A 13,393-nucleotide genomic window follows, 5' to 3' on the forward strand; every position below is an offset into this window, starting at 1 on the left:
GGGGCCTCCTGTGGATAACTCGCACAATCCGAGAGTTGGGAGAGGATGGGGGCATGCCGAACCATCTGGCGCACGAGACGTCCCCGTACCTCCTCCAGCACGCCGACAACCCGGTCGACTGGCGGCCGTGGTCCGACGAGGCGTTCGAGGAGGCGCGCCGCCGCGGGGTGCCCGTGCTGCTGAGCGTCGGCTATTCCAGCTGCCACTGGTGCCATGTGATGGCGCACGAGTCCTTCGAGGACGAGGCGACCGCCGCCTATCTCAACGAGCACTTCGTCTCGGTCAAGGTCGACCGCGAGGAGCGGCCGGATGTGGACGCCGTGTACATGGAGGCGGTGCAGGCCGCGACCGGCCAGGGCGGCTGGCCGATGACGGTGTTCCTCACCCCCGATGCCGAGCCCTTCTACTTCGGCACCTATTTCCCGCCCGCGCCGCGCCATGGCATGCCCGCCTTCCGGCAGGTGCTGGAGGGGGTGCGGACCGCGTGGACGGACCGGCGCGAGGAGGTCCGGGATGTCGCCGGGCGGATCGTGCAGGACCTGGCCGCGCGCACCGGGATCGGGCTGGGTCCGGGCGCGCCCCAGCCGCCCGGCACCGAGGATCTGCATGCCGCGCTCATGGGGCTGACCCGCGAATTCGACGCCATGCGCGGGGGGTTCGGGGGCGCGCCGAAGTTCCCGCCGTCCATGGCGCTGGAGTTCCTGCTGCGCCACCACGCCCGCACCGGATCCGAGGGCGCCCTCCAGATGGTGTCGGCCACCTGCGAGGCGATGGCCCGCGGCGGTATCTACGACCAGCTCGGCGGCGGCTTCGCGCGCTATGCCGTCGACGCCACCTGGACCGTGCCGCACTTCGAGAAGATGCTGTACGACAATGCCCTGCTGGGCCGGGTCTACGCCCATCTGTGGCGCGCCACCGGCTCGGACCTCGCCCGCCGTATCGCCCTGGAGACCGCCGAGTTCCTGGTCCGCGAGATGCGCACCGAGCAGGGCGGTTTCGCCTCCGCGCTGGACGCCGACAGCGATGACGGCACCGGACGGCATGTCGAGGGCGCGTATTACGTCTGGACGCCCGGGCAGCTGCGCGAGGTGCTGGGCGAGGACGATGCCGAGTTCGCCGCCGGATATTTCGGGGTGACCGAGGACGGCACCTTCGAAAAGGGCGCCTCCGTGCTCCAACTCCCCGACGGCGCACAGCCGGTGCAGGCCGAGCGGGTCGCCTCGGTGCGCCGGCGGCTGCTGGCCGCCCGGGAGCGGCGGGCCCGCCCCGGCCGCGACGACAAGATCGTTGCCGCCTGGAACGGGCTGGCCGTCGCCGCCCTCGCCGAGACCGGTGCCTACTTCGACCGGCCCGATCTCATCGAGGCCGCCACCGAGGCCGCCGATCTGCTCGTCCGTATCCACATGGACCAGCACGGGCGGCTCGCCCGCACCTCGCTGGACGGCACCGCCGGCGGCCACGCCGGAGTGCTGGAGGACTACGCCGACGCGGCCGAGGGCTTTCTCGCCCTGTCCGCGGTCACCGGGGAAGGGGTGTGGGTCGAGTTCGCCGGGCTGCTCCTGGACACCGTGCTGCGCCACTTCACCGCCGAGGACGGCACGTTGTTCGACACCGCCGATGACGCGGAGGCGCTCATCCGCCGCCCCCAGGACCCGACGGACAACGCCGCGCCGTCGGGGTGGACGGCGGCCGCGGGCGCCCTGCTGTCGTACGCCGCCGTCACGGGCAGCACACGCCACCGCGAGGCCGCCGAGCGGGCGCTCGCCGTGGTGCGCGCGCTCGGCGCGCGCGTCCCGCGCTTCATCGGCTGGGGGCTCGCGGTGGCCGAGGCGGCGCTCGACGGACCGCGTGAGGTGGCGGTCGTCGGGCCCGACGGCGATCCGGCGACGCGCGCCTTGCACCGCGCCGCGCTGCTGGGCACCGCGCCCGGCGCGGTGGTCGCGGTCGGCGAGCCCGGCTCCGAGGAGGTCCCGCTGCTGCTGGACCGCCCGCTGCTCGAGGGCCGTCCGGCCGCGTATGTCTGCCGCCACTTCACGTGTGACGCGCCCACCGCCGACGCGGACGCGCTGGCCGCGAAGTTGGGGGGCTGAGGGGAGGCGTTGTGCGCGCCCCGGCCCTCGGCCGACAGCGCGCCATCGACCATGCCCCGTGGCCATCTACCGGGCGCCGCGGCCATCGATCGAGCCCCGCGGTTCCGGGCGGGCGGGCTCGCCCCCGCGCCCCGGCCCGGCGGCAGCGGTGGGGTGTGCTGTCAGAGAGGGAGGCCGCGGGAGAGGAGGGCCAGGGCGTGGTCGATGGTCTCTTCCATGTCCTCGACCCGGCGGTGGTCCAGGCAGTGGAAGATGGCCTCCTGAAGCGCGCCCAGGATCGCCCCGACCACGATGCGCACTTCGAAGTCGTCCGGTGAGCGGCCGCTGCGCTCGGCCATCGCCTCGCCCAGCGTCACACCCGTCGTGGCCAGGCCCTCGCCCATCCGGGCGCGCAGGGCCGGGATGCCGCGGACGAGGGTGAGCCGCGTCAGCAGTTCCTTGCGCTCCGCGGCGGTGAACTGTCCCAGCAGATCCAGGATGACGCGGCGCAGTGCGGCGACCGGGGGCTCGTCGAGGGGGCGTTCGCGGATCGCGGCCGCGATGATCGCGTCGTACTCGTCCGTGAGGACGATGTCTTCCTTGGTGGGGAAGTAGCGGAAGACGGTGCTGGGGGACACATCGGCGGCCTCCGCGATCCGGTCCACCGGGGTGGCGTCGTAGCCCTGTTCGGAGAAGAGCCGATAGGCCGCGTGCCGGATCGCCCGCCGGGTCTTGATCTTCTTCCGCTCACGGAGCCCTGGAGCGGTCCGTCGCGCGGACCGCTCACCGGCGGACGTCGTGCGTGCCATGCCTCTCATTGTCCGGCATCGGCCGCGGGGCGGGGGCGATGCGGCCTCCGCTTCCGGCGGCGGACGGGAGCCCGCCGCTGCTCGGGGCCTCAGGTGTGCTGATAGGCCACCATCGAGATGCCCACGTAGTGCACCACGAACGCCGCCAGCGTGAAGGAGTGGAACACCTCGTGGAAGCCGAACCAGCGCGGCGAGGGGTTGGGGCGCTTGGTTCCGTAGATCACCGCGCCCGCGCTGTAGAGCAGCCCGCCGACGATGATCAGCGTCATCACGGCGATGCCGCCGGTCCGCATGAAGTCGGGCAGGAAGAACACCGCCGCCCAGCCCAGCGCGATGTAGCACGGGGTGTAGAGCCAGCGCGGGGCGCCGACCCAGAACACCCGGAAGGCGATACCGGCGAGCGCCCCGGCCCACACCAGCCACAGCAGCAGCTGCTGTTTGCCGTCCGGCAGGAGCAGCAGCGTGAAGGGTGTGTAGGTGCCCGCGATGATCAGGAAGATATTGGCGTGATCCAGCCGCCGCAGCACCGCGGTGGCCCGTGGGCCCCAATTGCCGCGGTGGTACAGCGCGCTCACCCCGAACAGCGCGCAGGCGGTGAGGGTGAAGACAGCGCACGCCAGGCGCCCGCGCGGGCTGTCGGCGAGCGCCGTGAGCACCACCCCGGAGATCAGCGCGGCCGGAAACATTCCGGCGTGCAGCCAGCCGCGCAGCAGGGGCTTCAGGGGGAGCGGTGGGGCTGCTTCGGGCCCTGGGGGATGGTCAACGGCGGCGTCGGGCGCGGCGGCAGTCATGGCGCTCATGCTACCTACGCGACCGTAAGTTACCGGCCCATGTCGAGTGGTGATGGTCACCAAGGCGCCCACTGGACAGATGGCTCGCACCGTCGGATGATCAAATGAGCGCGGTCGGCACCGGATGAGCTGAGCATCCGGGTCGCAGCCCCCAAGGGGTAGCTGTCTCCATAAAGACGGATGTGCGTGCACATATCCGTACCAACCCTCAATCGATAACGCCGGACCATGCCATTCCGGCGGGATGGAGCGATCGTGGCGCCCAGCAATGTGGCTTCCTCCCTCACCAGCCCGGCTCCCACCAACCACCAGGAGCTCATCGCCTGGGTCGGCGAGATCGCCGCCCTCACCCAGCCCGATGAGGTGGTGTGGTGCGACGGCTCGGAAGCGGAGTACGACCGGTTGTGCGCAGAGCTGGTCGAGAAGGGCACCTTCAAACGTCTGGATCCGATCAAGCGCCCGAACTCGTACTACGCGGCATCCGATCCCACCGATGTGGCCCGGGTCGAGGACCGCACCTTCATCTGCTCCGAGAAGGAGGCGGACGCGGGCCCGACGAACCACTGGAAGGCCCCCGCCGAGATGCGCGAGATCTTCGCGGGTGAGCAGGGGATCTTCCGCGGCTCGATGCGCGGCCGCACGATGTACGTGGTGCCCTTCTGCATGGGCCCGCTCGGCTCGCCGCTGTCCGCGATCGGCGTCGAGATCACCGACTCCGCCTATGTTGCCGTCTCCATGCGCACCATGACCCGTATGGGACAGGAGGTGCTGGACGTCCTCGGTGAGCAGGGGTTCTTCGTGAAGGCCGTCCACACCCTCGGCGCCCCGCTGGAGCCCGGCCAGGCCGATGTGCCGTGGCCCTGCAACTCGACCAAGTACATCTCGCACTTCCCCGAGTCGCGGGAGATCTGGTCCTACGGTTCCGGCTACGGCGGAAACGCCCTGCTCGGCAAGAAGTGCTACGCGCTGCGTATCGCCTCGGTCATGGCGCGTGACGAGGGCTGGCTCGCCGAGCACATGCTGATCCTCAAGCTCACCCCGCCGCCCAGGAGGGGGGCGGACGAAAAGTCCTCGTTTGAGGGTGGCGGTGGGCGACGGGAGGGTGAGGCCAAGTACGTCGCCGCGGCCTTCCCCAGCGCCTGCGGCAAGACCAACCTCGCGATGCTGGAGCCGACCATCCCCGGCTGGACGGTCGAGACCATCGGCGACGACATCGCCTGGATGCGGTTCGGCGAGGACGGCAGGCTGTACGCGATCAACCCCGAGGCGGGTTTCTTCGGCGTCGCGCCCGGCACCGGTGAGCACACCAACGCCAACGCGATGAAGACCCTGTGGGGCAACTCGGTCTTCACCAACGTCGCGCTCACCGACGACGGCGATGTGTGGTGGGAGGGCATGACCGAGGAGGAGCCCGCTCATCTGACCGACTGGAAGGGCAACGAGTGGACCCCGGCCAGCGGGACCCCCGCGGCCCACCCCAACGCCCGCTTCACCGTCCCGGCCGGTCAGTGCCCGATCATCGCGCCCGAGTGGGAGGACCCCAAGGGTGTGCCGATCTCGGCGATTCTCTTCGGCGGACGCCGCGCCAGCGCGGTCCCGCTGGTGACCGAGTCCTTCGACTGGCAGCACGGCGTCTTCCTCGGCGCCAACGTGGCCAGCGAGAAGACCGCGGCGGCCGAGGGCAAGGTCGGCGAGCTGCGCCGCGACCCGTTCGCCATGCTGCCGTTCTGCGGCTACAACATGGGCGACTACATGGCCCACTGGGTCAAGGTCGGCAAGACGGACGACCCGGAGACGGCGGCCAAGCTGCCGAAGATCTACTACGTCAACTGGTTCCGCAAGGACGCCGACGGCCGCTTCGTGTGGCCGGGCTTCGGTGAGAACAGCCGGGTGCTGAAGTGGATCGTCGACCGGCTGGACGGCAAGGCGGCGGGCGTGGAGACGGCGATCGGGGTGCTGCCGACCCGCGAGGCGCTCGACACCGAGGGCCTGGACATGGCCGACGCCGACCTCGACCTGCTGCTCACCGTCGACAAGGACGTCTGGCGCGAGGAGGCGGCGCTCGTTCCCGACCACCTCAACACCTTCGGTGACCACACCCCGAAGGAGATGTGGGACGAGTACCGCGCGCTGGTCGAGCGTCTGGGCTGAGACAACCGCGCGCATCGAAGGCCGGGGCCCGCACCGCACGGTGCGGGCCCCGGCCTCGTCCCGTCCCAGCCCTCGGCCGAGCTCAGTCGGTCAGCCCCAGCGCCGCCGCATGGACGTCCAGGCGCTCGGCCGCCAGTGCCGTGCCCGCGGTGTTCTCGCGGGAGGCGGCCAGGACCAGGGCCCATCCGGCCAGGGTGTGCGCACGCTGGTGCAGGGCGGTGATCCGGTCCGGGTCGGGGCTGCTCGCCGAGGGGGCGGCCCGCAGCGGGCGGCGGCCGTCGCCGAGCCGTACGACCTGGGCGGCGATCCGCTCGGCGGCGTCGTCCAGGGCCGGGTCCGGGACGAGGGCGCGCAGCTCGTCGGTGACGGTCAGCAGCGCGGTCAGATGCCCGGCGAGCCGGATGTCGAGCTCTTCCTCGCGGGAGCGGTGGGGGAAGTCGGGCTCGGGCTCGGCCAAGGTGTGGACCGACTTGGTGCGGATCGGCTCGTACATGGATGGCCTCCAAATGCTTAGGAGGCCATCCTAACTTAGACGCTGTCTAAAGTTGAGCTCTTGCTAAAAAAGATCAACAAATTCCGGTCCCGGCACGGTCCCGGCACGGTCCCGGCACGGTCCCGGCACGGTCCCGGCACGGTCCCGGCACGGTCCCGGCACGGTCCCAGCCCGGTGCGGCCCGGCTCAGGGTTGGCCGTAGCCGTCCAGGAAGGTGCCGATCCGGGTCACCGCGTCGGCCAGATCCTCCTTGGCCGGGAGTGTGACGATGCGGAAGTGATCAGGCTCCGGCCAGTTGAAGCCCGTACCGTGCACGATCATGATCTTCTCGGTGCGCAGCAGATCGAGCACCATCTGCCGGTCGTCCTTGATCTTGTAGACCTTGGGGTCCAGCTTGGGGAACGCGTACAGCGCGCCCTTGGGCTTGACGCAGGTCACGCCCGGGATCTGGGTCAGCAGCTCATAGGCGGTATCGCGCTGCTCCACCAGCCGCCCGCCCGGCAGTACCAGGTCGGTGATCGACTGACGGCCGCCGAGGGCGGTGGCCACCGCGTGCTGCGCGGGCATGTTGGCGCACAGCCGCATATTGGCCAGGATCGTCAGCCCCTCCAGATAGCTGCCCGCGTGGGCCTTCGGACCGCAGACCGCGAGCCAGCCGCTGCGGTAGCCCGCGACCCGGTACGCCTTGGAGAGCCCGTTGAAGGTGAGGGTCAGCAGATCCGGGGCGACCGAGGTGGTGGGGGTGTGGGTGGCGTCGTCGTAGAGGATCTTGTCGTAGATCTCGTCGGAGCAGACGATCAGCCGGTGGCGGCGGGCGATGTCGGTGATCCCGCGCAGCACCTCTTCGCTGTAGACCGCACCCGTGGGGTTGTTCGGGTTGATGATCACGATCGCCTTGGTGCGGTCGGTCACCTTGCGCTCGATGTCGGCGAGGTCCGGCAGCCAGTCCGACTGCTCGTCGCAGCGGTAGTGCACGGCGGTGCCGCCGGAGAGCGAGACCGCGGCGGTCCACAGCGGATAGTCGGGGGAGGGGACCAGCACCTCGTCGCCGTCGTCCAGCAGCGCCTGCATGGACATCTGGATCAGCTCGGAGACGCCGTTGCCCAGGAAGATGTCCTCGACGTCGAGGTCGATCCCCTTGGTCTGGTAGTGCTGCATCACCGCGCGGCGGGCGGAGAGCAGGCCCTTGGCGTCGCCATAGCCATGGGCGTCGCCGAGGTTGCGGAGCATGTCCTCGAGGATCTCCGGCGGGCACTCGAAGCCGAAGGTCGCCGGGTTGCCGGTGTTCAGCTTGAGGATGCGGTGACCTGCTGCCTCCAGTCGCATCGCCTCCTCGAGCACCGGGCCACGGATTTCGTAGCAGACGTTGGCGAGCTTCGTGGACTGGATCACCTGCATGTCGGCCACCTTACGGCGGTGCCACCGGCGGCGCTCGGTGTTTTTCACCACGTGGACGGTGCGCGGAAGCCCGGAGGGCGGCGTACGCCGGGGCGTACGCCACCGCCGACCCGGCGGCGGAGCGGTTCGCCCGGCCGGTCAGCCCGGGTGGCGCCGTACCGACCGGCCCGCCAGCACGCTGGTCCTGCGGCCGTCCTCCACCACGAACCGGCCGTCGATCAGGACGTGCGGAATCCCCACCGGAAGGGTGCGCGGCGCCTCGTACGTCGAGCCCGCCGCGACCGTCCGCGGATCGAAGAGCACCAGGTCCGCCCGGTACCCCTCGCGCACCAGACCTCGGTCCGGCAGCCGTAGCCGGGCTGCCGGGCGGCCGGTCAGATGGGCCACGCACTCCTCCAGTGGGAGCACCCCGAGCTCGCGCACATAGCGGCCCAGATAGTGGGGGAAGGTGCCGTACGCGCGCGGATGCGGTTTGGCGCCGTGCAGGATGCCGTCGCTGCCGCCGGTGTGCACGGGGTGTTTCATGATCGCCCGGACGTTCTCCTCATGGCCGACGTGGAGCAGGATCGTCGGCCCGAGCCGGTCCGCGAGCAGCAGCCGGCGCGCGGTGGCCCAGGGCGCCTCACCGCGCTCCCGCGCGCTCCGCGCGACCGTCCGGCCGATGTGGTCGCCGAGGCCCGGGTCGCTCACCCCGGAGATCTCGATGGTGTCCCAGTCGATCGGTACCCCGTGGCAGCCGTCCGCCCCCTCCTCCTCCATGACCCGCCGGATCCGCTCCGCCGTCGCGTCGTCCCGCAGCCGGGCGAGCATCGCCTCCGGTCCGCCCTCGGCGGCCCAGCTCGGCAGCATCGCGGCGAGCGTGGTGCAGCCGGGGAGGTACGGATAGCTGTCCAGGGTGATGTCGGCGCCCTCGGCGAGCGCCGCGTCGAGCAGGGCGAGCAGTGCGGGGGCGCGGCCCTCGTTCACCCCGAAGTTCAAGGTGGCGTGGGCCAGGTGCAGCGCACAGCCCGCCTCACGGGTGAGCGCCACCATCTCCTCGTACGCGCGCAGGGCGCCCGCGCCGTAGGAGCGGTGGTGCGGGCAGTAGTAGCCGCCGTACGCGGCGACGACCCGGCACAGCTCGGTGAGTTCGGCGTCCGAGGCGTACATCCCGGGGGTGTAGGTGAGCCCGGAGGACATCCCGACCGCGCCCTGTTCCAGTCCCTCGGCCACCAGCTGCTTCATCCGGGCGAGTTCACCGGGGTCGGCGGCGCGGTCCTCCCAGCCGAGCGCGAGCATCCGCACGGTGCCCTGCGGGACGAGATACGCGGCGTTGACCGCGATGCCCTCGCCGTCGAAGCCGCGGTCGAGGCGGTCCAGGTAGCCGCCCACATCGCGCCAGTCGAAGTCGATGTCCGTACTTCCGGGCGCACCGCCGTTCCAGCCGGTGATGGCGGTGCGGATCTGGGCAAGCGTGCGGTCGTCGACGGGCGCGTAGGAGAGCCCGTCCTGTCCGATGACCTCCAGGGTGACGCCCTGGGCGGCCTTCGCGGAGTGGTCGGGGTCGCGGAGCAGCGCAAGATCGCTGTGCGCGTGCATGTCGATGAAGCCGGGGGAGAGGGCCAGGCCGTCGGCGTCCACCACGCGCCGTCCGCTCGGCCGCGGTCCGCCGCCCTCCCGGACGACGGCGGCGATCCGGCCGCCGTCCACGGCCACATCGGCCCGGAAGGCGGCACCTCCGGTGCCGTCGATGACGTGTGCGTCGCGGATGACCAGGTCCATGGCGGCTGCCGCCTCTCTTCCGGCTGCGCGGTGCGCGCGGACGGTCCGGTACGTGACGGTACGCCCGGCCCTTGCGTGCGGGGCCGGGCGGTTTCCCCGGTCCCCGGGATCAGAAGAAGGTGCGGATGTAGTCCGTGACCGTTCCGTCCGCTTCGGCCACCGGGATCAGCTGCCACTTGTCGAAGCTGGTGCACGGATGGGAGAGACCGAGGGCCACCCAGTCGCCGATCTCCAGCTCCGCGCCCTCCGCGACCGCGATCCAGGCGTGCTGGTCGGAGAGGCCGGTGACGGTGAGGCCGGTGGCCGGGCGGGTGGAGCCGTCCCGGGCGGAGCGGACGACCTGGGGCTCGGGCAGGTCCAGGTCGTGCGCGGCGTCCCGCTTGCCCGCGTTGAGGAACGCCTGGCCGGGTTCGGGGCGGGAGACGACCTGGGCCCACAGCCGGAAGGCGGGGTGCAGCTCGCCCTCCTCCGGGATCCGGTTGAACGGGGTCCGCTTGCGGTAGTGGCCGTCGTCGTGGGAGACGTACGCGCCCGAGCGCAGCAGCTTCAGCACCGGCCGGGAGAGCTCGGGAAGGTCCGCGAGGACCTCCGCCACCACGTCGAACCACGCGCTGCCGCCCGCGCTCACCACGATCTCGTCCGTCGCGCCGAGCTCCGCGAAGCGGCCCTCCGCGTCGAACCCGGCGGCCAGCGCGGTGAGCCGGCGCATCCAGGTCCGGACCCGCTCGGCGTCCGCCTTCGGCACCTCGGCCTCGTATCCGGCGACGCCCACCAGCCGCAGGGTGGAGGCGGCGGCCACCGCGTCGGCGACCTCGGTGCACTCGGCCTCGGTACGCACCCCGGTCCGCGCGCCCTCGCCCGCGCCGAGTTCGACCACGACGTCCATCGGGCGGCGGGCGCCCGCCTCGCGCAGCGCCGCGTCCATCAGCTCGACACCGCGGGTGGAGTCGACGTAGGTGATGAGGCGGAAGCCGGGGTCGGCGTCGAGCTCGCCCGCGAGCCAGTGCAGGGCGGCGGCGTCCACGACCTCGTTGGCCAGGAAGATCCGCTGGATGCCGAAGGCCCGGTACATCCGCACATGGGAGGGGAGGGCGGCGGTGATCCCCCAGGCACCGTGGGCGAGTTGGCGCTCGAAGAGCTGCGGGGCCATCGAGGTCTTGCCGTGCGGGGCGAAGGCCAGCCCGTGGGCGGCGGAGTAGCGCTCCATCTCCAGGAGGTTGTGCTCCAGAGCCTCGGCCGACAGAGCCAGCACCGGTGTGGTGAATCCGCCGGTGAACAGGGAGCGCCGCTCGGCGGCCAGTTCGCCGAGCGTACGGCCTTCGGCGGCCGGGGGAAGCCCCTTGAAACGGTGGTCGACACGCTCCTCCGCGAGCCCCGCGAGGGGCGACGGGTCGCAGTGGTCGGTGGCCATGGGGCTCCTCCATGTGGATCGATTGCAGCATGTGCAACATTCATTGCGTATGACGCACAGCGCTGTCTAACATCCCGCCCAGCACCCGGTCAACGGGTGGTTCCGTACCCCGACCAGCGAGGAGCGAGACCGATCGTGCCTCATGCCGTGAGCGTCGACATCGTGTGCCTCGGCGAGTCGTTGGTGACCTTCGTCCCGTCCCGGCCGGGCCGCCTCGCCGATGTGCCCTCCTTCGCGCGCGGTATCGGCGGGGCCGAGTCCAATGTCGCGTGTGGACTGGCCCGCCGCGGGCACAGCGCACGCTGGATCAGCAGAGTCGGCACGGACGGGTTCGGCGATCATCTGCTGACCGAGATCGCGGCCGCGGGGGTGGACGTCAGCCGGGTGCAGCGCGACCCCCGCCGCCCCACCGGTGTCTACTTCCGTACGGCCGGGGAGCGGGCGGTGGACCCCGCCCGTGTCGTCGGGCAGGACCCCGTCACCGGGGAGGGCCAGGGCGCGGAGCCGCCGGCCGAAGTCCTCTACTACCGGGCCGGTTCCGCCGCCGCGGCCATGTCCCCCTCACTGATGCCGCGGGAGCAGCTGTGGTCCGGCCGGATCCTCCATCTGACCGGGATCACCGCGGCCCTCTCCGACGGCTGTCTCGCCCTGATGCGCGAACTGACCACCCCCGCGCCCGGCCGACCGCTGGTCTCCTTCGACGTCAACTACCGCATGGCGCTGTGGCAGGACAAGGACCGGCACGGCCCCTCCGTCCTCCTCGCCCTCGCCCGCGGCTGCGATCTCGTCTTCGTCGGCGAGGACGAGGCGGGGGCCGCCTGGGGGGTGCGCGGTGCCGACGCGATCCGGGCGGCGCTGCCCGAACCGGCGGTGCTGGTCGTCAAACGGGGCGCCGCCGGAGCCACCGCCTACGTCCGCGGGCCCGGCGGAGCGGATACCGTCACCGCCGAACCCGCCCCGCGCGTCGAAGTGGTGGCGCCCGTCGGCGCGGGGGACGCCTTCGCCGCCGGGTTCCTCTCCGGCACCCTGCGCGGCCTGCCCGTCGCCGAACGGCTGCGCCACGGCCATCTGATGGCGGCCGCCGCGCTCACCGTCCCCGGCGACCTCGCCGCCCCGCCCTCCCGTGAGCGGGCCGATCGCCTGGTGGCACTCGATGCCGCCGCGTGGGGCACACTGCGATGCGGCCCCGGCCGGACGCATCCGGTGTCTTCGGGGCCCGAGACCGCAGCGGTGGAGGTATCCGAACCATGAGCCAGACCGTCGCCCGAGCGCTATGCATCCTGCCGCTGCTGGCGGAGGGGCCCGCCAACCTGGAACAGGTCGCCACCCGGCTCGGGGTGCACAAGTCCACCGCGCTGCGGCTGCTGCGCACCCTGCACGAGCACGGCATGGTCTACCGCCAGCAGGACCAGCGCTACCGGCTCGGCGCCCGGCTGTTCGCGCTGGCGCAGCAGGCCGTGGAGAACCTGGACGTCCGGGAGATCGCCCATCCCCATCTGGTCGCGCTCAACGAACGGTGCGGGCACACCGTGCACCTCGCGGTGTACGAGGAGAACGAGGTCCTCTACATCGACAAGGTGGAGAGCCGCTACCCGGTGCGGATGTACTCGCGGATCGGCAAACCCGTCGCGATCACCGTGGCCGCCGTCGCCAAGCTGCTGCTGGCCGATCTACCGGAGCCGGAGCGGCGCGCGGTGGCCGAGCGGCTCACCTACCCCGCGTACACGGCCCGTTCGACACCGAACGCCACCGCGTTCCTCAAGGAACTGGCCACCGTGCGCGAACAGGGCTGGGCCACCGACCTCGGCGGCCACGAGGAGTCGATCAACTGCGTCGGGGCACCCATCCGGGGAGTGGACGGCAGGGTCGTGGCCGCCTGCTCGGTATCGGCGCCCAATGTGGTGATCACCGCGGATGAACTCCTCACCCTGCTCCCGCTGGTGCGCCGCACCGCGGAGGCGATCAGCCGAGAGTACTCCGGAAGTACCCCCGCACCGGCCCCACATGATGCGATGGCGGTAGCGCCCCGGGCCGCAGGGCCCGAGGGAGGCACACCCGAGACGAGAACCGAGGAACCCCTTTCATGAGCGAGAAGCTGCACAAGACCGCGATCACCCCGGCCGGACACACCACGCCGCCCGCCAAGTTCTCGCACGGCGTGAAGAAGGGCAACATCCTCCAGGTCGCCGGTCAGGTCGGCTTCGGCCCCGCGGTCCCGGGCCAGGCCCCGGCCCCGGTCGGGCCGACCCTGCGCGAGCAGTCCCTCCAGACCCTGCGCAATGTGCAGGCCGTCCTCGAAGAGGGCGGGGCGAGCTGGGAGGACGTGATGATGATGCGCATCTACCTCACCGACACCAGCCACTTCGCCGAATTCAACGCCGTGTACGACGCGTTCTTCGCGGACCTCAAGGAGGCGCCGTCGGCCCGTACGACGGTGTACGTCGGCCTTCCCGCCGGACTGCTCGTCGAGATCGACGCGCTCGCCGTCCTCGGCTGATGCCTGTCCCCTC

At 71.5% G+C, this 13,393-nt stretch carries 11 protein-coding genes; 5 read left to right on the plus strand and 6 right to left on the minus strand.

The window, feature by feature from the left end; translation table 11 throughout:
• Nucleotides 1-53 precede the first annotated feature (53 nt).
• The gene (locus tag JK363_RS20900) at nt 54-2,090 is read left to right on the plus strand and encodes a thioredoxin domain-containing protein (protein WP_201876485.1); all 2,037 of its coding nucleotides are present in this window, start codon (nt 54-56) and stop codon (nt 2,088-2,090) included.
• 161 nt (nt 2,091-2,251) lie between these two features.
• Here the strand turns inward: JK363_RS20900 and JK363_RS20905 are convergent, their stop codons facing one another.
• Together JK363_RS20905 and trhA are read right to left on the minus strand one after the other, a co-directional pair.
• A complete protein-coding gene (locus tag JK363_RS20905) occupies nt 2,252-2,878 on the minus strand; it encodes a TetR/AcrR family transcriptional regulator (RefSeq protein ID WP_201876486.1) in 627 nt (208 codons plus the stop codon).
• Between the two features lie 89 nt (nt 2,879-2,967).
• The gene (gene trhA / locus JK363_RS20910) at nt 2,968-3,669 is read right to left on the minus strand and encodes a PAQR family membrane homeostasis protein TrhA (protein ID WP_201876487.1); all 702 of its coding nucleotides are present in this window, start codon (nt 3,667-3,669) and stop codon (nt 2,968-2,970) included.
• Nucleotides 3,670-3,924: 255 nt separating this feature from the next.
• Here trhA and JK363_RS20915 point away from each other — a divergent pair, with 255 nt between their 5' ends.
• A complete protein-coding gene (locus JK363_RS20915) occupies nt 3,925-5,820 on the plus strand; it encodes a phosphoenolpyruvate carboxykinase (GTP) (protein WP_372444819.1) in 1,896 nt (631 codons plus the stop codon).
• An 82-nt stretch (nt 5,821-5,902) separates the two neighbouring features.
• Here the strand turns inward: JK363_RS20915 and JK363_RS20920 are convergent, their stop codons facing one another.
• From JK363_RS20920 to JK363_RS20935, 4 genes are all read right to left on the minus strand, one after another.
• On the minus strand, nt 5,903-6,313 hold the full coding sequence (locus JK363_RS20920; protein WP_201876488.1) for an SCO4983 family protein: 411 nt from the start codon (nt 6,311-6,313) through the stop codon (nt 5,903-5,905).
• Between the two features lie 186 nt (nt 6,314-6,499).
• A complete protein-coding gene (locus JK363_RS20925) occupies nt 6,500-7,711 on the minus strand; it encodes a pyridoxal phosphate-dependent aminotransferase (RefSeq protein ID WP_201876583.1) in 1,212 nt (403 codons plus the stop codon).
• 138 nt (nt 7,712-7,849) lie between these two features.
• Nucleotides 7,850-9,472, minus strand: a complete 1,623-nt coding sequence (locus JK363_RS20930) for an N-acyl-D-amino-acid deacylase family protein (RefSeq protein WP_201876489.1) — start codon at nt 9,470-9,472, stop codon at nt 7,850-7,852.
• A 109-nt stretch (nt 9,473-9,581) separates the two neighbouring features.
• Complete coding sequence (locus JK363_RS20935; RefSeq protein ID WP_201876490.1) at nt 9,582-10,883, minus strand: amino acid deaminase; 1,302 nt, start codon at nt 10,881-10,883, stop codon at nt 9,582-9,584.
• A gap of 135 nt (nt 10,884-11,018) precedes the next feature.
• Here JK363_RS20935 and JK363_RS20940 point away from each other — a divergent pair, with 135 nt between their 5' ends.
• From JK363_RS20940 to JK363_RS20950, 3 genes are read left to right on the plus strand one after another with little or no spacing between them, the layout of a single operon-like run.
• Nucleotides 11,019-12,134: a sugar kinase gene (locus tag JK363_RS20940; RefSeq protein ID WP_201876491.1), complete on the plus strand. Its 1,116-nt coding sequence runs from the start codon at nt 11,019-11,021 to the stop codon at nt 12,132-12,134.
• Complete coding sequence (locus tag JK363_RS20945; RefSeq protein ID WP_236075972.1) at nt 12,131-12,970, plus strand: IclR family transcriptional regulator; 840 nt, start codon at nt 12,131-12,133, stop codon at nt 12,968-12,970. The genes JK363_RS20940 and JK363_RS20945 overlap by 4 nt, the downstream gene beginning before the upstream one ends.
• Nucleotides 12,967-13,380 carry a RidA family protein gene (locus JK363_RS20950; protein ID WP_201876492.1) on the plus strand — a complete coding sequence of 138 codons (414 nt, stop codon included), beginning with the start codon at nt 12,967-12,969 and terminating at the stop codon, nt 13,378-13,380. Before JK363_RS20945 ends, JK363_RS20950 begins: the two co-directional genes overlap by 4 nt.
• Nucleotides 13,381-13,393: the final 13 nt, after the last annotated feature.

The organism is Streptomyces coffeae (genome assembly GCF_016741875.1).
Taxonomy (GTDB): Bacteria; Actinomycetota; Actinomycetes; order Streptomycetales; family Streptomycetaceae; genus Streptomyces; species Streptomyces coffeae.

Bases quoted from the DNA above. Each gene is read 5' to 3' on its own strand.
- JK363_RS20900 (WP_201876485.1), top strand. From the start codon at position 54: ATGCCGAACCATCTGGCGCACGAGACGTCCCCGTACCTCCTCCAGCAC.
- JK363_RS20905 (WP_201876486.1), bottom strand. From the start codon at position 2,878: ATGGCACGCACGACGTCCGCCGGTGAGCGGTCCGCGCGACGGACCGCT.
- trhA (WP_201876487.1), bottom strand. From the start codon at position 3,669: ATGACTGCCGCCGCGCCCGACGCCGCCGTTGACCATCCCCCAGGGCCC.
- JK363_RS20920 (WP_201876488.1), bottom strand. From the start codon at position 6,313: ATGTACGAGCCGATCCGCACCAAGTCGGTCCACACCTTGGCCGAGCCC.
- JK363_RS20925 (WP_201876583.1), bottom strand. From the start codon at position 7,711: ATGCAGGTGATCCAGTCCACGAAGCTCGCCAACGTCTGCTACGAAATC.
- JK363_RS20930 (WP_201876489.1), bottom strand. From the start codon at position 9,472: ATGGACCTGGTCATCCGCGACGCACACGTCATCGACGGCACCGGAGGT.
- JK363_RS20935 (WP_201876490.1), bottom strand. From the start codon at position 10,883: ATGGCCACCGACCACTGCGACCCGTCGCCCCTCGCGGGGCTCGCGGAG.
- JK363_RS20945 (WP_236075972.1), top strand. From the start codon at position 12,131: ATGAGCCAGACCGTCGCCCGAGCGCTATGCATCCTGCCGCTGCTGGCG.
- JK363_RS20950 (WP_201876492.1), top strand. From the start codon at position 12,967: ATGAGCGAGAAGCTGCACAAGACCGCGATCACCCCGGCCGGACACACC.